The following is a 17,300-nucleotide window of genomic DNA, read 5'->3' on the forward strand; positions in this document are numbered from 1 at the left end:
CAGCGTTCAATGGAAGACCTGACCATGACCACACCACCCAAACCCTTCACGCGCATCTTACTCACCGGCGCCGCCGGCGGCCTGGGGCAAATCCTGCGGAACACCTTGCACGCCCATGCCGACATCGTCCGCGCCTCGGACATCAGCCCCATGGCCCCCAGCCGTGGTGAGCACGACGAGGTGATCACCTGCAACCTGGCCGACAAGGCCGCCGTTGCGGCGTTGGTCACCGGCGTCGACGCCATCGTTCACCTGGGCGGGATTTCCGTGGAGCGGCCGTTCGAGGAGATTCTCGACGCCAATATTCGCGGCACATTCCACATTTATGAGGCGGCGCGACAACAGGGGGTCAAGCGGATTGTGTTTGCCAGTTCCAACCACGTCACCGGTTTCTATCCCCAGGACGTTGAACTGGACGTGCACTCACCGCGCCGTCCGGATGGCTACTACGCCCTCTCCAAGGCCTACGGCGAAGACCTGGCGGCGTTCTACTTTCACCGCTATGGGATTGAAACCGTGAGCTTGCGCATCGGCTCGTCGTTCCCCGAGCCGCGCAACCGGCGGATGCTGTCGACCTGGCTGAGCTACACCGACCTGGACCGTCTGGTGGCGCGCGCCCTGCTGACCAAGGAGGTCGGGCACAGTGTGGTATATGGCGTCTCGGCCAATCGCGATCGCTGGTGGAGTACTCGGCACACGGAACACCTGGGCTTTGCACCCAAGGACAGCTCGGAACCGTTTCGCGCCAAGGTCGAGCAGCAACCGCCGGCGGCGGCCGATGAACCGGGCAGCCGGCTTCAGGGCGGCGCGTTCACCGCGGCCGGGCCGTTCGACAACTCGGCGGCGGCAGCTTCATAGGCCCTGCGCATGCGCTCGCGACTGTTGGAAAGATGCAGGCGCATCGCTGCCCGAGCCGCATCGGCGTCACGGCGCAGGATGGCTTTGTAGATGTCCTCATGCTCACGACTCAGGCGCTCCAGGAAGGGCTCCTTGTTGTCGTTGGCCAAGCGTTTTGAGTGCAGGCGTGTACGCGGCAGGATGTTGACCCCCAGGTGCAACATGATGTCGGTGAAGTAGCGATTGCCCGTGGCCAACGCGATCTGCTGGTGAAACTGAAAGTCTGCCGACACCGCGTAGTCGGCACTCACCGCCCGCGAGTTCAGCGCATCCAGCGAGTCGCGCATCACCTGCAATTGCTCGTCGGTCCGCCCCACGCACGCGAGGCCGGCGGCCTCTACCTCCAGACTGATGCGCAACTCCAGCACGGCCAGCACATCCTGCAAGGTCACGATGCTGTCCGGGTCGATGCGAAACCCGCTGGGGCTCGGGATATCCTTCACAAAGGTACCGACGCCGTGCCGGGTTTCCACCAGGCCCGAGGCCTGCAGGCGCGAAATGGCCTCGCGCACCACCGTGCGGCTCACACCATGTTCGGCCATCACTTCGGATTCGGTGGGCAGCTTGGTGGCACGCGGCAGCTCACCGGAACAGATGCGCCGGGAAAGCTCGGTGACCAGTTCTTCGGCCAGGCTGCGGTGCCGGCGGCGAACGGTGGGCTGGACGTTCGGGTTGTCCATCAAGAACGGGTATCTCGGTTGGCGGAGGAACGCGCATCATAGCGCATTCGGTTGTACGACAACCCTCCCTGTGGCTCGCAGCGCCGCCCCCTACGCGAAAAGCCTCTGCCAGGCCGCTCTCAGCGACTGCCGAGCGGACTAAAAATGTGCAGGATTGCTCGACGCCCCTGCTCATGATCGGGCTATGATCGGCCCATATGAACCGGACGCCCGATACCCCATGCCCGTTGACCTGCAAGCGCTGTACCCCAAACTGATCCACCTGATGCTGGATACGGTATTTGTCGTCGACGGCGACAGCCAGATTGTCTTCGTCAGCGATGGCTGCGAGGCCCTGCTCGGCTACCGTGCCGACGAACTGGTCGGCACCCTGATCACTCACTACATGCACCCCGAAGACCTGGCGCGCACTCGAGCCTCGATTGTGCGGGTCATGAATGGCCACTCCCATGTCGACTTCCGCAACCGCTATCTACGCAAGGATGGCAGTGTCGTGCACATCCTGTGGGCGGCCTTCTGGTCCAAAGAGGTAGGCGCGCGAATCGGTGTCGCACGGGACGTGACGGCGCTCACCCAGGCCGAAGAAGAACTGCGCTTCCTTGCCCATCATGATCCGCTGACGGGCCTGACCAACCGCTCACTGTTCAATGATCGGCTGGACCAGGCCCTGCACAGTGCGCAGTCCCACAACCGCGGCCTGGCGTTGCTGTTCCTGGACATCAATGATTTCAAGGGCATCAACGATGTGCATGGCCACGCCATGGGCGATCGCGTGCTGTGTGCGATTGCCCGACGCCTGGAACGCTGCGTACTCGACAGCGACCTGGTGGCGAGGATGGGCGGTGATGAGTTCACGGTGCTGTTGACGGACATCCCGTCGCGGGAGGCTATTTCTGCCAGAGTGGTGCAGATACTCGCGGTCATGGCCGAGCCGCTGGGGCCCGAGTTTGGTGGGGTGAAGATGCCGTCCTGCAGCATCGGCGTGGCGGTTTATCCCCAGGACGGAGAGGATGCCGACACCCTGCTCAGCCATGCGGACGGTGATATGTATCGAATAAAAAGGCAGCGATTCGCGGCTGAATGACCAGAAGGCGGTTTGCATCAGGCAGGTCGGCCCACCCGCCCGATGCAGAAGCCCTCAGAGGCTTACAACCGACAGGCATTGACCGGCGGAACCCGGCCGCGCCAGGGCTGGGCCCGCTCCAACTGCCCCGCAAGGGCCAGCAGGGTACTTTCTTCGCCAAAGCGCGCGGCGAAGTGGGCGCCCATCGGCAGGCCGGCAGCGCTCCAGTGCAACGGCACCGACATTGCCGGTTGCCCGCTGGCATTGAACAGCGCCGTGAACGGTGAGTAGCTGTGGAACCGTTCGATCAATTCCTCCAGGCTCAAGCGGTCGTCTTGCAGGTCCAGCTCCCCGATCGGCACCGGCTCGCGGGCCAGTGTCGGCGTGAGGATCAGGTCGTAATCCTGCATGAACACCGCCAACTGCCGGCCCAAGGCATGAATCCATTCCACGGCACCGGCGTACTGCGCACCGCTGACAGCCCCTTTGCAGCGCAAGATAATGCGGGTGCGGGCTTCCAGCTCCTCGGGCTGCACGGCGGAACCGCGCATCTGCCCCAACACATCGACATAATGGCGCGTGCTTGCACCGATGATGGTGAAGACCTGATCGAGAAACGCCGGCAGCGCCACCGGCAAGCTGACCGGTTCAACGCGGTGGCCCAGGGATTCGCACAACCTGGCGGCCTGGCGTACGGCTTGCACACTTTCGCCGGAGGTCGGCCAAGGCCCGAGCTGCTCGACCAGGGCGATCCGCAGCGGCCGAGGGTCCTGCTGCAGCGCGGTGACATAGGGCTGCGCCTGCAGCGGCGCGGCATAGGGTGCGCCCAGGTCGATCCCGACCGTGGCATCCAGCAGCGCGGCGCTGTCACGCACCGACAAGGTAATCGCATGGGGGGTGCCCATGCCGGCCCAGCCCTCGCCGATCATCGGCCCGGACGGCAACAGCCCACGGCTGGGCTTGAGGCCGAACACCCCACAGCAGGACGCCGGCACACGCAAGGAACCGCCGCCATCGTTGCCATGGGCAAACGGTACGACGCGCGCCGCCACCAAGGCTGCCGCACCGCCACTGGAGCCGCCGGCACTGTGGGCGATGTTCCAGGGGTTGCGCGTGGCGCCAAAGCGGTTGGACTCGGTGGAATAGGAGGTGCCGAATTCGGGTGAGGTGCTGGTACCGACAATCACACACCCGGCACGGCGGATACGGCTTACGTGTTCGGCTTCAAAGTCAGCGCGAGCGCCTCCCAACGCCTGCGAGCCATTGGTCATCGCCGCGCCGTTGACCGGCGAAAACAGGTCCTTGATCAGAGTCGGTACCCCGGCAAACACACCGGGGCCGGGGCGCGACGCGCGTACCGACTGGCGGGCCGAATCGTAAAGCCGCTCGGCCACCGCATTCAGCTGCGGTTCGACCCGTTCGATACGCTCGATCACCGCTTCCAGCAGCTCGCCGGGCTGCACCTCACCGCGCCTGACCCATTCGGCCAAACCGGTGGCGTCCTCGCTGTCCAGCAGGTTGTGGATGTCCATGTTCGTCTCCTATTGATTATGAATGACTTGATCCGAATGCCTGGGTCAGCGCTTTGCGCCGTGCTTGCAGGCCTGCCAGTGCCCAGGCCAGGGCCGAGGCAAAACTGGCACAGGCCAACCACAGGATTGAACGACGTACGTCACCCGAGTAAACGCTGAGCAAGGCCACCACCAGCGGGCTGACAAATTGACCGAAATACAGAAACGCCGTGAACCCACCCAAGCCGCGCCCACGGGTTTTCGCGCTCAGGGCATTCATCACCGGCGCCATCGCGTTGGGCACCAGCAGCCCGGCGCCCAGGCCATGGATCAGCACGGCCACCAACACCATGCTGTAGCTCGGTGCGCGCATCAGCAGCCACAATCCCAGGCCCAACAGGCTCAGCAACAGCGCATTGCAGCCGGGGATACCGATGCGCCGGCGCAGCAGCGGCCAGGCTAACGAACCGCCCAGGGTCGCCAGCAGACTGCCCCCCGCCGACAGCCCGATCATCGTGCTTGAAGTGATGCCGAGGCTGACGAGTAAAACCGGCGCCTGGATCGGCACGATAAAACTCAGCACCATCCCACTGAGGATCAGCAGATAACCGAGCACCAACGGCAGCACGGCCACCCTGCCCTGTTCAGCCACCTCGACGGGCTGGCGAGCGGCCGCGGGTTCCCACAGCACCTTGATCATCATCGGTATCAACAGCAGTGGCAGCAGGTACAGCAGGAATGGCAGGCGCCAGGAGTGTTCGCCCAACGCGCCGCCCACGACATAGAACAGCGAGCCGACCAAACCGATGGTGACCACTTGCCGATTGATGTAGCGCAGCCGTTCCTCGCCGTGCCAATAGTCGGCAATCAGCGTCGCGCAACAGGTCATCACCGCCGCCTCCGCCGCGCCGAACAGCAGGCGTACACCGACGATGGCGGGCAAGTTATCCAGCAGCGCCGGGATGGCCCCGAGCACGGCATACAACAGCGTGGCGATCACCAGCAACGCCTTGCGCCCGACCCGGTCGGCCAACCAGCCGGCCAGGGGGGCGCACAGCGCAATCGCGAGTGCCGGCCCGGTGACCGCCAAGGGCACCAGCAGGTCGGCGCGCGGTTCCAGCGCACCGAACTCGGCGCCCAGCTTGGGCAGGATCGGCGCCACCATGGCCGCGCCCATGATGGTCAGGCTGCTGCCCAGCATCAGCACCAGCCCTTCACGGCGCCCGGTGGCTTGCCGTGGCGAGGGGGAATCGGAATGTGATGAGTTCATGGCCAGCCCCTTAGAAACTTTGAGAAATGCGCAGTGCCACGGTGTAACCCTCGGCACGGTTGCGGGCATCGGTTTCCTTGTAGGCGTGCAGCCAAATGGGCGGCAGGCCGGGCTTGAAGTAACTCACGGCCGGCCCGACCGCCAGCACCCGCGCCCGGTTGCCCGATTGCAGCCCTGGCGCGTCGTCATCGCTGAACTGACGGTAGTAGTAACCACCCAGGCCCAGGGTCCACGGCCCTACATGCTGGCCCACGGCAAATTCGTGGCGGTATTCGACACCGTTCTTGTAGTCGGTCGCGGGGTTGCGGGTATTGACGTCAACCTCAAAGCTGGAAGAAACCTCGAAACCACTGTCGGTGATGTAGGTGGCGTTGACGATCGGCGAGAACGTCCAGTGATTGAGCCCTGGGGAGATCAAACGATTCTTGTCGTAGTCACCGGTGGGCGCCTGGATCTGCAGTTGCGTGTTGATAAACAGGTTCGGCGACAGATTCCATTGCAGGATCACCGGCAGAAACTGCATGTCGGCCATTCGAAACGGATCGGCTTCCAGGCTCAGCGGACCCACCGGTGTGGGCACCTTGACGGAAGCGTCCATCTTGAAAAAAGGTACCACCACGCCGAAACCATAGTTGGCGCCCAGCACCGTGTGATCGGTCATGCGCATGTAGGCGACGCCGATGGACAACACATCCAGTGAGAAGTGGTTGTCGACGGAGCGACCGTTACGGTCCTTCTGCACATTGGCCGAGTAAAACGCCGTGCGCAGCCCCACGGTCCCGAACGGCGTGGCCGGCGGCATCATCCCCGCGCCGAAATCGTACACGCCGACGGCGGTGGTCGGCGCACCGTTCTCGGTGGCCTGGACACTGGCGCAGCAACCCAGCAGCCCCAGGGTGAACAGCGTCATGCGTGTGGCGCTTGCATTATTGTGGTGAATCATCGAATGCCCCTCCCATCAAGTGGTGTGGGCCATCCTAGTAACGCGCAGAGTGCGGCGGTTATCCGTTTTCAGCAGAGTTGCGTGCGACGCAGGGTCTGGGAAGGGCTTTCGCCGAACATGGTGCGGTAATCGCTTGCAAACCGGCTCAAATGCCAGAAGCCCCAGCGCGCCGCCACTTCCTGTACGCCGTGGGCTTGGGTGCTGGTTCGCAGTTCGCGGCGCACCGCATTGAGGCGCAGTGCCCGCAGATAGGCCACCGGGTTGATGCCCAGGGTCTCCTGAAAACAGTACTGGAGTTTGCGCCGACTGGCGCCGATGTGGTTGCACAGGTCGAGGATCGACAGCGGCTCGTCCAGGTGACTCAATGCATATTCGCGGGCGCGATCGACCATCCTTTTGCGCGCCGTGGGGTTGAGGGGTGGCGCCTGGTCCGGGGCGATCAACTCCAGCATATGCAGCATCACCGCATCGCGGATGCCGCGGCGGATCGAGTCATGCCCGAGCACGGCATCACAGCCCGCCAGCTCATCGAACAACGCCGCGAGGTCACGTTGCACGGATGAATCACCCAAGCGGTAACACCTGGGAAGATCGGTAATTCGAAATTGAATGCCCTGGCACTCCAGCACATGTTCCAGGGCGTGCTCTTCGATGGCCACGCCGAGCAGGTCCAAGTGCTGTGGAGTGTGCAGCTCGGGCAGGTTTTCACCGTGGGCCACCAACAGGCTGGGCTCGTGGATCGGATGCCCCGAGCAATACACCGGGCCGTCGGCACTCAAGGGAATGCTGAAGGTGATCGCACCTTTCCAGGCCACACCACTCTTGACCATGGCCTGATTAGAGCGGTCGCGCACCAGTTGCATCCAGTCCGAGCGGAACTCCAGCAACTCACCGGCAAAGGAGCCGGGTGACAACTGATCGTAGCGAACCTGCCAGCCGCCCATATTGCGAGCGTGCTCATCGATGTCGCTGGTCAGGAAACGCTGGAGGGGTAACGCCGGTGGAAGCACCACCGAGGCCGCAGGCATCAGTACATTATTATTGTTCATTGACCCAACCTTTTTCAGTTGCAAGGCTTACAGGTCGTATCGCACGCAAGTTCCATTCCGAACCCGGGGCAGCTCGTGCATGTGTGCCGAAAATGGATAGTGAGGATGTGCGCCCGCGATGCCAGCCTCGGGCAAACACGTTCACCTGTTAATGATTTTTTTTACCTTCAAGGCTTGATGTTTTTCAGCTCATTGAGCAAGTCCAGCAACTGCTGCATTTTCTCCGCGCCAAACTGCGCTTCGATTTTCTGGTAGTTGCTTTCCATGCCCTCGCTCATGGAGACGAAACACTGCTGGCCGCGCTCGGTGAGGCCCACGAACACCCGGCGCTGATCCTGGCTGGACTTCTGCCGGCGCACCAGGCCGTCGCGCTCCAGGCGGGTCAACACTCCGGTCATGCTCGGTTTCAGGATGCAGGCCTGCTGGGCGAGCTGGTGGCTTTCGAGTTCGCCCTGCTGGCGCAGGATCCGAATGACCCGCCACTGTTGCTCGGTCAGTGCATGCTTGTTCAGCGCCGGTCGGAAGAACGCCATTGCGGCTTCACGGGCTTGCAGCAGGGTCAGGGTCAGCGAAGGTCTGGGATTGGCCATATCGGCACCAATTGGATGGGCGAGTCGGCAGCTTAGTGTCGCCGGCCAACCGCTGCAAGCGGCCTGGGGGCTGTGAAAAGTACAATCGGTTCGGCGTAAAAGCCATTCTGTTGCACCGCGGCGATGCTCATGATGATCCGCACAAGATCAACAAGACCTACCTTATGCCTGGCTCAACGCAACCCCGATTGGCGCTGGCGGTACTCCCCCGGAGTGAGCTGGGCGTAACGCTGGAAAAAACGACTGAAATAGGCCGGGTCCTTGAACCCCAGCTGATAGCAGATCTCGTTGGCCGAGCTGCCGGTAAACAGCAGCAGGCGCTTGGCTTCCTGCATCAGGCGCTCCAGGATCAGGCGCTTGGACGGCAAGTCGGCAATGCGTCGGCACACATCATTGAGCCGTGCTTCTGTCACCCCAATGCCCTGGGCATACCGCGACAACGGCCAGTGTTGCTGGTAGTGCGCTTCGATCAGCTCGTTGAAGCGGTGGAAGATTTTCAAGTCTTCGTGGCGGGCGGGCGTGGCTTTCAACGAGTTCGAACACAGCCGCAACAGGCTGATCATGATCAACCGCGTCAGGCTATCCAGGGCTGCGCTGCGCCCGGAACGCTGGGCTTTTACCTCTTCGCGCAGTTCCTCGAACAGATAATCCAGGCGGCGGATATCGCCCGCGTATTGCGGCGCCAACTGCGTCAGGGCGACACACGCGGCCGGCAATTGCACACCGGCCGGCGCCAGGCTGGCGTCGGCTTCGATCAGTTGCCACACCAATTGCTGACGCACCGTCAGCACATGCCCGTCACTGTCGGCCTCGGTCACAAACGAGTGCGGCACCGTGGGTGGCGTGAGGAAGAACATCGGCCCGGACTCGACGTATTGCTGGTCGTCCAGGTACACGCGCACGGTGCCGCTTTTTACGTAGTGAACCTGGAAGAACCGGTCATGCCGGTGAACGGGCATGTTGCGCCCGAAAAAATCCGCCAGGTTGGCCAGCTTGTCGTAATGGACTTCGGCGTCGCTGTAGCGCTGGTCGTACACCTGGCCAATGTTGATGTTCGGGATGGGTTGACGGTCGCTCATCGCACGCTACTCGTTTTTATTGTGATTGCCCTGATGCAGCGGTGCTCACCCTGCAAGCACCCCGTGGACAGTCTACACCCTTGACGATAGTTAACATCTTAATTATAACTGTTAACACATTAACTAAATGCAAGGCCGCCATGGCCCTGCCAGGAGAACCCATGAGCCGTGCCTTGCATGACATCGCGACCGGCACCCTTTTCGGTGTCGCGCTGAACTACCAGGGGTTGCTCAAGCAGCGCCTCGGCGAATTCGAACAGCCGCCGTACCAGAAACCGCCGGTCAAGCCGGTGCTGTTCATCAAGACGCCCAACACCCGCAACCAGCACGGCGCCGAGGTGGTGCATCCCGGCCAGGGCGAACGCCTGCAACCTGGGCCGGCGTTGGGGGTGGTGATGGGCAAGAGCGCCAGCCGCGTCAGCGTAGATGAAGCCCTCGACTACGTGGCCGGCTACACCCTCGTCAATGAGTTCAGCCTGCCGGAAGACAGCTACTACCGCCCCGCCGTCAAAGCCAAATGCCGCGATGGGTTCTGCGCCATCGGGCCCGAGCTGATACCCACAGGGCAGGTGTCGAACCCGCACAATCTCGCGATCACCCTGTACGTCAACGGCGAGGTTCGCCAGCACAACACCACGGCCAACTTCGTGCGCAATATTCCATTGCTGATCGCCGAGATCAGCGAATTCATGACCCTGCACGCGGGCGATGTGCTGATCACCGGCACGCCCGAAGGCCGGGTGGATGTGCAGCCCGGCGACACCGTGGAGGTCGAGATCAGCGGCCTCGGCCGCCTGGTCAACCACATCAAGGCAGAGGAGCTCTCATGAAACACGCCCGTATTCGCTTTGAAGGTGAAGTCCATTCGGTACAGGTCGAAGCTGAAAACGCCGTGCGCCTGGCCGACGGTCGCCTGCTGGCCGAAGACCAGGTGCAATGGCTGCCACCGGCGACCGGCAGCATGTTCGCCCTGGGCCTGAACTATGCCGACCACGCCGCTGAACTGGCTTTCAAGCCGCCGACCGAACCCCTGGCCTTCATCAAGTCCGTGGGCACGTACACCGGCCACAACCAGGTGACCTGGCGCCCGGATAACGTCGCCTACATGCACTACGAGTGCGAGCTGGTGGCCGTCATCGGCAAGCCGGCGCGCAACGTCAAGCGCGAAGACGCCCTGGATTACCTGGCGGGCTACACCGTGTGCAACGACTACGCCATTCGCGACTACCTGGAAAACTACTACCGACCCAACCTGCGCGTGAAAAACCGCGACGCCACCACGCCCGTCGGCCCGTGGATCGTCGATGTGGCCGATGTGCCGGACCCGAGCAACCTGAAACTGCGCACCTGGATCAACGGCGAGCTGCGCCAGGAAGGCAGCACCCAGGACATGATTTTCGACATTCCCTACCTGATCGAATACCTGTCCAGCTTTATGACCTTGCAACCCGGCGACATGATCGCCACCGGCACGCCCGAAGGCCTGGCCGACGTCGTGCCTGGCGATGAAGTGATTGTGGAAGTCGAAGGCGTAGGCCGCCTGGTTAACCGAATTGTCAGCGAAGCGGCGTTCTTCAGCGCCCGTAAAGAGGCTTGAGCAGCATGATCAAACATTGGATCAACGGCCGTGAGGTCGAAAGCAAAGACGTGTTCGTCAACTACAACCCGGCCACCGGCGAAGCCATCGGTGAAGTCGCCAGCGGCGGCGCCGAGGAAGTCGCGCAAGCCGTGGCGGCGGCCAAGGAAGCCTTCCCGAAATGGGCCGGCACCCCGGCCAAGGAACGGGCGCGCTTGATGCGCAAGCTCGGCGAACTGATCGAACAGAACGTGCCGCACCTGGCCGAACTGGAAACCCTCGACACCGGCCTGCCGATTCACCAGACCAAAAACGTATTGATTCCCCGCGCCTCGCACAACTTCGATTTTTTCGCCGAAGTCTGCACGCGCATGGACGGCCACAGCTACCCGGTCGATGACCAGATGCTCAACTACACCCTGTACCAGCCGGTGGGTGTCTGCGCGCTGGTGTCGCCGTGGAACGTGCCGTTCATGACCGCCACCTGGAAAACCGCGCCGTGCCTGGCCCTGGGCAATACCGCGGTGCTGAAAATGTCCGAGCTGTCGCCGCTGACCGCCAACGAACTGGGGCGCCTGGCGGTGGAAGCCGGGATTCCAAAAGGCGTGCTCAATGTCATCCAGGGTTACGGCGCCACCGCTGGCGATGCCCTGGTGCGTCACCCCGATGTACGCGCGATTTCCTTCACCGGCGGCACCGCCACCGGCAAGAAAATCATGCAGACCGCCGGGCTGAAAAAGTACTCCATGGAACTGGGCGGCAAGTCGCCAGTGCTGATCTTCGAAGATGCCGACCTGGAGCGCGCCCTCGACGCTGCGTTGTTCACCATCTTCTCGTTGAACGGTGAGCGCTGCACCGCCGGCAGCCGGATATTTATCCAGGAAAGCGTGTACCCGCAGTTCGTCGCCGAGTTCGCCGCGCGCGCCAAACGCCTGATCGTCGGCGACCCCCAGGACCCGAAAACCCAGGTCGGCTCGATGATCACCCAGGCGCACTACGACAAGGTCACCGGTTACATCAAGATCGGTCTCGAAGAAGGCGCCACCCTCCTCGCCGGTGGCCTGGAGCGCCCGGCCAACCTGGCGGCGCATCTGAGCAAGGGCCAGTTCATCCAGCCCACGGTGTTCGCCGACGTGAACAACAATATGCGTATCGCCCAGGAAGAGATCTTCGGCCCGGTGGTGTGCCTGATTCCGTTCAAGGACGAAGCCGAAGCGCTGCAACTGGCCAACGCCACCGAGTACGGCCTGGCGTCTTACATCTGGACCCAGGACATCGGCAAGGCGCATCGTCTGGCCTATGGCATCGAAGCGGGCATGGTGTTCATCAACAGCCAGAACGTGCGTGACCTGCGCCAACCGTTCGGCGGCGTGAAGGGCTCCGGCACCGGCCGTGAAGGCGGCCAGTACAGCTTTGAGGTGTTCGCCGAGATCAAGAACGTGTGCATTTCCATGGGAAGTCATCACATCCCGCGCTGGGGCGTGTAACCCGGACACAACAACGCGTCCTGTAGGAGCGAGCTTGCTCGCGAAGAATCCGCAGGCGCCGCCGGCTAACAGAAGTGCCGCGTTGTCGTTGATGTTTTTCGCGAGCAAGCTCGCTCCTACAAAAGAATAAATACTCAGGAGAATGATCATGGGCGAAGTAGTTCTGGCAGCAAAGATCTGCCACGTACCCTCGATGTATTTGTCGGAGCTGCCTGGCAAGCACCACGGCTGCCGCGAAGCGGCGATTGCCGGGCACAAGGAAATCGGTCGGCGCGCCCGCGAGCTGGGCGCCGATACCGCCGTGGTGTTCGACGTGCACTGGCTGGTCAACAGCGCCTATCACGTCAACAGCGGCGAGCACTTCAAGGGCATCTACACCAGTAACGAACTGCCGCACTTCATCAAGAACATGGCGTACGAATACCCCGGCTGCCCGGAGCTGGGCGAGCTGATCGCCGCCGAGGCCAATGCCGCCGACGTGCGTACCCTGGCCCACAACATCCCGAGCCTGGAGCTGGAATACGGCACCCTGGTACCGATGCGCTACATGCACATGGGCGTACCGGACGAGCAGACCTTCAACGTCGTTTCGATTGCCGCCTGGTGTGCCTGGCATCGCCTGCAAGACAGCTTCACCTTCGGCGCCGCCGTGCGCCGGGCCATCGAGAAGAGCGACCGCAAAGTCGTGGTGCTGGCCTCGGGTTCGCTGTCGCACCGCTTCTCCGACGACCGCAATGCCGAAGCCAATATCCATAACTGGACCCGTGAATTCGACAAGCAGGTCGACCTGCATGTGGTGGAACTGTGGCGCCAGGGCCGCTGGAAAGAGTTCTGCGCCATGCTCCCGGACTACGCCGAGCATTGCTTTGGCGAAGGCAAGATGCACGACACCGCCATGCTCCTGGGTTTGCTCGGCGGGCCGGACTACGACAAGCCGGCCGAGATCATCACCGCGCCCTTCGGCAGCTCGGGCACCGGGCAGATCAACGCCATTTTCCCTGTTTGACCGCATGGCCGCGCGGCATCCCCGCGCGGCCTGAAGGAGCCGTTCATGCCTCACTTCATCGCTGAATACACTGACAACATTGAACAGCAGGCGGACCTGCCGGGCCTGTTTGAAAAAGTCCACGCCAGCCTGGGCGCCAGCGGCGTGTTTCCCCTGGGCGGCATCCGCAGCCGTGGCGTGCGCCTGGACACCTGGCGCATGGCCGACGGCAAGCATGACTACGCGTTCGTGCACATGACGTTGAAGGTCGGCCATGGCCGCGACCTGGCGACACGGCAGCACGTCGCCGAGCGCCTGTTCGAGGTCATCACCCAGCACTTCGCCGATCTTCAGGCCCAGCGCCTGCTGGCCTTGTCATTTGAAATGATCGAACTGCACGAGCAGCTCAACTTCAAGCAGAACAACGTGCATGCGTTCCTCAAGGCGCAGGTCGGTTAAGGCGCCCTGCCCGTTCACACCCTCGGCCTCTCAAATAAAAAGTATAAAACCATGAGCACAGCCCATACCGCCGACAACCTCGGCCAGGTCGCACGCGACCGCACTCACAGCACCATCACCTGGCGGCTGATGCCGTTGTTGCTGATCTGCTACCTCTTCGCCCATCTCGACCGCATCAACATCGGCTTCGCCAAGATGCAGATGAGCGCGGACTTGAACTTCAGCGACACCGTCTATGGCTTCGGCGCCGGCCTGTTCTTCGTGGCCTACGCGCTGTTCGGCGTGCCCAGCAACATGGCCCTGGACCGAGTGGGCCCCAGGCGTTGGATTGCCACGCTGATGGTGGTGTGGGGCGTGCTGTCGACCTGCATGTTCCTGATCGACAGCGCCATGGGTTTCTATGTGCTGCGTTTTTTGCTGGGCGTGGCCGAGGCCGGTTTCTTCCCGGGCATCCTGGTGTTTCTAAACCGCTGGTACCCGGCCGGCCGTCGTGCTCAGGTTACCGCCTTGTTTGCCATCGCGGTGCCGATGGCCGGGGTGATCGGCGGTCCGCTTTCCGGCGGCATCCTTGAACACTTTCACGACCTGGGCGGCCTGCGCGGCTGGCAATGGATGTTCGTCATCGAAGGCGCCCCCGTGATTCTGCTCGGGCTGGTGGTGCTCAAGTGCCTGCCGGACAGCTTCGAGACAGTCAAGTGGCTGGCGCCGGAACAGAAGCAACACCTGCGCGAGCAACTGCACCAGGAAGAACACCGCAAATCCATCACCTCGTTCTCCGCGATTCTTCGCAACCCACAGGTGTGGCTGCTGGTGGCGGTGTACTTCGCGGTGATGCTGGCGGTCAACACCCTGGCGTTCTGGATGCCGACGCTGATCCACGGCGCCGGCATCGGCAGCGACGGCAAGGTCGGCCTGCTCAGTGCGGTGCCGTACCTGGCCGGGTGTTTTTTCATGATCGGCTGCGGGCGCTCATCCGACCACCAGCGTGAACGCCGCTGGCACCTGTGCGTGCCCTTGCTGATGTCGGCCGTGGGCATTGCCATCGCCGGGCTCGCCCCCGCCAACCCGGCCGTGGTGCTGGGCGGCCTGATCGTCGCCGGCATGGGCGCCAGCGCGGCGTTGCCGATGTTCTGGCAACTGCCTCCCGCGTTCCTCTCCAATAACACCCAGGCCGCCGGGATCGCCCTGATCAGCTCGTTCGGCAGCATCGCGTCATTCTTCGCGCCCTACCTGATCGGCTGGATGCGCGACACCACCCAGAGCGCCAGCCTGGCCCTGTACGTCCTGGCGCTGCTGATTGCTCTCGGTGGCCTGCTGGTGCTGCGCACCCGGGCAGCCATCGTCAACCCTCAATAAGAGACTCTTGCCATGCTTGATCAATCGCTCATTTTGCAAGCCGCCGCGCGCCTCGACCAGGCCGAACGTTCACGCGAACAGGTGCGTCAGTTTTCCCTCGATCACCCGGCGATCACCCTCGAAGACGCCTACGCCATCCAGCGCGCCTGGGTGGAACAGAAAATCAGGGACGGGCGCAAGCTGGTCGGCCACAAGATCGGCCTGACCTCCCGGGCCATGCAGGTCTCGTCCAATATCACCGAGCCGGATTTCGGTGCGCTGCTGGACGACATGTTCTTCGATGAAGGCACCGACATCCCCTTCGAGCGCTTTATCGTGCCGCGCGTCGAGGTGGAGCTGGCGTTTATCCTGGGCAAACCGCTGAAAGGCCCGAACGTGACGGTGTTCGACGTGCTCGACGCCACCGAATGGGTGATCCCGGCACTGGAGATCATCGATGCACGCATCCAGCAGGTCGACCCGCACACGAAGGCGACCCGCAAGGTCTTCGACACCATCTCCGACAATGCCGCCAACGCCGGCGTGGTCATGGGCGGGCGGGCCGTGCGCCCCACCGAGATCGACTTGCGCAAGGTACCCGCGGTGCTCTACCGCAATGGCGTGATCGAAGAGTCCGGCGTCTCCGCCGCCGTGCTCAATCACCCGGCCAAGGGCGTGGCCTGGCTCGCGAATAAACTGGCCGCCTATGACGTCACCCTGCAACCCGGACAAATCATCCTGGGTGGCTCCTTCACCCGTCCGGTGGCGGCCAACCCTGGAGATACCTTCCATGTCGACTACGACATGCTGGGTTCGATTGCCTGCCGATTCGTTTAACCGGAGAGTGCTCATGGACATGCCTGTCAACACCTTCAAACATCGCCTGCGCAGCGGGGAAGCCCAGATCGGCCTGTGGCTGGGCCTGGCCGATGCCTATTGCGCGGAACTGGCCGCCAACGCCGGTTTCGATTGGCTGCTGATCGACGGCGAACATGCGCCCAACGACCTGCGCGGCATGCTCGGCCAGCTCCAGGCCGTGGCGCCCTACCCCAGCCAGCCGGTGATTCGCCCGGTGATCGGCGACACCGCGTTGATCAAGCAAGTGCTCGACATTGGCGTACAGACCTTGCTGGTGCCCATGGTGGAGAGCGCAGAACAGGCGCGTACGCTGGTGAAAGCCATTCATTATCCGCCCAAGGGCGTGCGCGGCGTCGGCAGTGCGCTGGCCAGGGCTTCCCGCTGGAACAGCATTGCCGGTTACCTCGACCACGCCGATGAGCAGATGTGCCTGCTGGTGCAGATCGAAAACCGCGAGGGCCTGGCCAACCTGGAGGCGATTGCGGCGGTGGAAGGCGTAGACGGGGTGTTTATCGGGCCGGCGGACCTGAGCGCCTCGATGGGCCATCGCGGCAACCCCGGCCACCCCGAGGTGCAGGCCGCCATCGAAGACGCCATCGCGCGCATCCGCAGCGCCGGCAAAGCCGCCGGCATTCTCAGCGCCGACCAGGCACTGGCGCGACGCTACATCGAACTGGGCGCGGCGTTCGTGGCGGTGGGCGTGGACACCACCGTGCTGATGCGCGGGCTGCAAAGCCTGGCGGCGGCCTTCAAGGATTCACCGGCGCCTGCCAGCGCGGCCGGCGCTATCTATTAGGGAATGCGAACGAAAAGTGACCTGTAGAGAGAGCCCCCCCTGTGGCGAGCGGGCTTGCCCCGCGTTGGGACGCGTAGCGGCCCCAGTAAAGCAACTGCGGGGTGTCAGGTCGTTTGAGAGTTTCAGGTCTTGGGTCTGCTGCGCAGCCCAACGCGGGGCAAGCCCGCTCGCCACAGGCTTATCTGACCGGCATGCCGGCCTCGGCTCAGCGCTTGAGGGTTTTCAGTTCGTTGAGCAAGGTCAGCAACGTCTGCAACTTCTCCTCGCCAAACCCCGCCTGCAAGCGCTGGTAATTGGCTTCCATGCTCTGGCTCATTGAGTCGAAACAGGCTTGCCCCTTCTCGGCCAGCCGCACCAGCACGCGGCGTTGGTCCTGTTGCGCCTTGCGCCGCTCCACCATGCCTGCCGCTTCCATGCGCACCAGCACCCCGGTCATGCTCGGCTTGAGAATGCACGCCAGCTCGGCCAGGCGGTTGATCTCAAGCTCCTCATGCTGGCTGAGGATCCGAATGACCCGCCATTGCTGCTCGGTCAGCCCGTGTTGATTGAGCGAAGGGCGAAAAAACCCCATGGCGGCTTCACGCGCATGGAGCAAAGTGAGGGTCAGGGATTGGCGCGGTTTGGACATGGATGGCGGCGTCGCAATTGGTTAACAGATTAACAACATTCTAGCATTGGCGATTGTTGCCCGTGTGCGGCTTTACCGCGCGGCCGGATTCAGG

At 63.0% G+C, this 17,300-nt stretch carries 18 protein-coding genes; 10 read left to right on the top strand and 8 right to left on the bottom strand.

Annotated features, from left to right (window positions below):
* Positions 1-24 precede the first annotated feature (24 nt).
* Positions 25-858 (top strand): NAD(P)-dependent oxidoreductase, encoded by an 834-nt coding sequence (locus F6S08_RS20115; RefSeq protein ID WP_315872233.1) that lies wholly within the window; start codon positions 25-27, stop codon positions 856-858.
* On the opposite strand, the gene F6S08_RS20120 is transcribed toward F6S08_RS20115, so the two are convergent.
* Positions 798-1,577 (bottom strand): FadR/GntR family transcriptional regulator, encoded by a 780-nt coding sequence (locus tag F6S08_RS20120; RefSeq protein ID WP_065923966.1) that lies wholly within the window; start codon positions 1,575-1,577, stop codon positions 798-800. The two genes, F6S08_RS20115 and F6S08_RS20120, sit on opposite strands and share 61 nt — an antisense overlap.
* A gap of 220 nt (positions 1,578-1,797) precedes the next feature.
* Here F6S08_RS20120 and F6S08_RS20125 point away from each other — a divergent pair, with 220 nt between their 5' ends.
* Positions 1,798-2,661, top strand: coding sequence for a sensor domain-containing diguanylate cyclase (locus F6S08_RS20125; RefSeq protein WP_098480011.1), 864 nt, complete (start codon positions 1,798-1,800; stop codon positions 2,659-2,661).
* 62 nt (positions 2,662-2,723) lie between these two features.
* Here the strand turns inward: F6S08_RS20125 and F6S08_RS20130 are convergent, their stop codons facing one another.
* The 6 genes from F6S08_RS20130 to hpaA form a co-directional block, all read right to left on the bottom strand.
* Positions 2,724-4,172 carry an amidase gene (locus F6S08_RS20130; protein WP_315872234.1) on the bottom strand — a complete coding sequence of 483 codons (1,449 nt, stop codon included), beginning with the start codon at positions 4,170-4,172 and terminating at the stop codon, positions 2,724-2,726.
* Between the two features lie 16 nt (positions 4,173-4,188).
* On the bottom strand, positions 4,189-5,421 hold the full coding sequence (locus F6S08_RS20135) for an MFS transporter (RefSeq protein ID WP_315872235.1): 1,233 nt from the start codon (positions 5,419-5,421) through the stop codon (positions 4,189-4,191).
* A 10-nt stretch (positions 5,422-5,431) separates the two neighbouring features.
* On the bottom strand, positions 5,432-6,364 hold the full coding sequence (locus F6S08_RS20140; protein ID WP_065923963.1) for a transporter: 933 nt from the start codon (positions 6,362-6,364) through the stop codon (positions 5,432-5,434).
* 68 nt (positions 6,365-6,432) lie between these two features.
* A complete protein-coding gene (locus F6S08_RS20145; protein ID WP_065923962.1) occupies positions 6,433-7,413 on the bottom strand; it encodes a helix-turn-helix domain-containing protein in 981 nt (326 codons plus the stop codon).
* Between the two features lie 167 nt (positions 7,414-7,580).
* Positions 7,581-8,003: a homoprotocatechuate degradation operon regulator HpaR gene (hpaR, locus tag F6S08_RS20150; protein WP_027603497.1), complete on the bottom strand. Its 423-nt coding sequence runs from the start codon at positions 8,001-8,003 to the stop codon at positions 7,581-7,583.
* Positions 8,004-8,176: 173 nt separating this feature from the next.
* Positions 8,177-9,082: a 4-hydroxyphenylacetate catabolism regulatory protein HpaA gene (gene hpaA / locus F6S08_RS20155; RefSeq protein ID WP_027603496.1), complete on the bottom strand. Its 906-nt coding sequence runs from the start codon at positions 9,080-9,082 to the stop codon at positions 8,177-8,179.
* Positions 9,083-9,243: 161 nt separating this feature from the next.
* Between hpaA and F6S08_RS20160 the strand changes: the two genes are divergently transcribed.
* The 8 genes from F6S08_RS20160 to hpaI all read left to right on the top strand — a co-directional run bounded on the left by F6S08_RS20160 (position 9,244) and on the right by hpaI (position 16,578).
* Complete coding sequence (locus F6S08_RS20160) at positions 9,244-9,912, top strand: fumarylacetoacetate hydrolase family protein (RefSeq protein ID WP_315872236.1); 669 nt, start codon at positions 9,244-9,246, stop codon at positions 9,910-9,912.
* Positions 9,909-10,679, top strand: a complete 771-nt coding sequence (locus F6S08_RS20165) for a fumarylacetoacetate hydrolase family protein (protein WP_065947990.1) — start codon at positions 9,909-9,911, stop codon at positions 10,677-10,679. The genes F6S08_RS20160 and F6S08_RS20165 overlap by 4 nt, the downstream gene beginning before the upstream one ends.
* A 5-nt stretch (positions 10,680-10,684) precedes the next feature.
* Positions 10,685-12,145 carry a 5-carboxymethyl-2-hydroxymuconate semialdehyde dehydrogenase gene (hpaE, locus tag F6S08_RS20170; RefSeq protein WP_053139653.1) on the top strand — a complete coding sequence of 487 codons (1,461 nt, stop codon included), beginning with the start codon at positions 10,685-10,687 and terminating at the stop codon, positions 12,143-12,145.
* A 148-nt stretch (positions 12,146-12,293) separates the two neighbouring features.
* Entirely contained in the window at positions 12,294-13,151 is an 858-nt protein-coding gene (gene hpaD, locus F6S08_RS20175; protein ID WP_053139655.1) for a 3,4-dihydroxyphenylacetate 2,3-dioxygenase, read from the top strand.
* Between the two features lie 45 nt (positions 13,152-13,196).
* Positions 13,197-13,589 (top strand): 5-carboxymethyl-2-hydroxymuconate Delta-isomerase, encoded by a 393-nt coding sequence (locus F6S08_RS20180; protein ID WP_065947992.1) that lies wholly within the window; start codon positions 13,197-13,199, stop codon positions 13,587-13,589.
* 51 nt (positions 13,590-13,640) lie between these two features.
* Positions 13,641-14,945 carry an MFS transporter gene (locus F6S08_RS20185; RefSeq protein WP_315872237.1) on the top strand — a complete coding sequence of 435 codons (1,305 nt, stop codon included), beginning with the start codon at positions 13,641-13,643 and terminating at the stop codon, positions 14,943-14,945.
* Positions 14,946-14,957: 12 nt separating this feature from the next.
* Positions 14,958-15,761: a 2-oxo-hept-4-ene-1,7-dioate hydratase gene (gene hpaH, locus F6S08_RS20190; protein ID WP_065923956.1), complete on the top strand. Its 804-nt coding sequence runs from the start codon at positions 14,958-14,960 to the stop codon at positions 15,759-15,761.
* A gap of 13 nt (positions 15,762-15,774) precedes the next feature.
* On the top strand, positions 15,775-16,578 hold the full coding sequence (gene hpaI, locus F6S08_RS20195) for a 4-hydroxy-2-oxoheptanedioate aldolase (protein WP_315872238.1): 804 nt from the start codon (positions 15,775-15,777) through the stop codon (positions 16,576-16,578).
* A 205-nt stretch (positions 16,579-16,783) separates the two neighbouring features.
* Here hpaI and hpaR (F6S08_RS20200) read toward each other — a convergent pair whose 3' ends face one another.
* Positions 16,784-17,206, bottom strand: coding sequence for a homoprotocatechuate degradation operon regulator HpaR (hpaR, locus tag F6S08_RS20200; protein WP_027603487.1), 423 nt, complete (start codon positions 17,204-17,206; stop codon positions 16,784-16,786).
* Positions 17,207-17,300 lie beyond the last annotated feature (94 nt).

It is taken from the genome of Pseudomonas sp. JV449 (assembly GCF_032424295.1).
GTDB lineage: Bacteria > Pseudomonadota > Gammaproteobacteria > Pseudomonadales > Pseudomonadaceae > Aquipseudomonas > Aquipseudomonas marginalis.

What these genes read in the sequence shown, in the direction of transcription:
- hpaA (WP_027603496.1), bottom strand. Translation starts at nt 9,082, where the DNA reads ATGAGCGACCGTCAACCCATCCCGAACATCAACATTGGCCAGGTGTAC.
- F6S08_RS20125 (WP_098480011.1), top strand. Translation starts at nt 1,798, where the DNA reads ATGCCCGTTGACCTGCAAGCGCTGTACCCCAAACTGATCCACCTGATG.
- F6S08_RS20130 (WP_315872234.1), bottom strand. Translation starts at nt 4,172, where the DNA reads ATGGACATCCACAACCTGCTGGACAGCGAGGACGCCACCGGTTTGGCC.
- hpaR (WP_027603497.1), bottom strand. Translation starts at nt 8,003, where the DNA reads ATGGCCAATCCCAGACCTTCGCTGACCCTGACCCTGCTGCAAGCCCGT.
- hpaI (WP_315872238.1), top strand. Translation starts at nt 15,775, where the DNA reads ATGGACATGCCTGTCAACACCTTCAAACATCGCCTGCGCAGCGGGGAA.
- F6S08_RS20135 (WP_315872235.1), bottom strand. Translation starts at nt 5,421, where the DNA reads ATGAACTCATCACATTCCGATTCCCCCTCGCCACGGCAAGCCACCGGG.
- F6S08_RS20185 (WP_315872237.1), top strand. Translation starts at nt 13,641, where the DNA reads ATGAGCACAGCCCATACCGCCGACAACCTCGGCCAGGTCGCACGCGAC.
- F6S08_RS20145 (WP_065923962.1), bottom strand. Translation starts at nt 7,413, where the DNA reads ATGAACAATAATAATGTACTGATGCCTGCGGCCTCGGTGGTGCTTCCA.
- F6S08_RS20160 (WP_315872236.1), top strand. Translation starts at nt 9,244, where the DNA reads ATGAGCCGTGCCTTGCATGACATCGCGACCGGCACCCTTTTCGGTGTC.
- F6S08_RS20120 (WP_065923966.1), bottom strand. Translation starts at nt 1,577, where the DNA reads ATGGACAACCCGAACGTCCAGCCCACCGTTCGCCGCCGGCACCGCAGC.
- hpaD (WP_053139655.1), top strand. Translation starts at nt 12,294, where the DNA reads ATGGGCGAAGTAGTTCTGGCAGCAAAGATCTGCCACGTACCCTCGATG.
- hpaE (WP_053139653.1), top strand. Translation starts at nt 10,685, where the DNA reads ATGATCAAACATTGGATCAACGGCCGTGAGGTCGAAAGCAAAGACGTG.
- F6S08_RS20180 (WP_065947992.1), top strand. Translation starts at nt 13,197, where the DNA reads ATGCCTCACTTCATCGCTGAATACACTGACAACATTGAACAGCAGGCG.
- hpaH (WP_065923956.1), top strand. Translation starts at nt 14,958, where the DNA reads ATGCTTGATCAATCGCTCATTTTGCAAGCCGCCGCGCGCCTCGACCAG.
- F6S08_RS20115 (WP_315872233.1), top strand. Translation starts at nt 25, where the DNA reads ATGACCACACCACCCAAACCCTTCACGCGCATCTTACTCACCGGCGCC.
- F6S08_RS20165 (WP_065947990.1), top strand. Translation starts at nt 9,909, where the DNA reads ATGAAACACGCCCGTATTCGCTTTGAAGGTGAAGTCCATTCGGTACAG.
- hpaR (WP_027603487.1), bottom strand. Translation starts at nt 17,206, where the DNA reads ATGTCCAAACCGCGCCAATCCCTGACCCTCACTTTGCTCCATGCGCGT.
- F6S08_RS20140 (WP_065923963.1), bottom strand. Translation starts at nt 6,364, where the DNA reads ATGATTCACCACAATAATGCAAGCGCCACACGCATGACGCTGTTCACC.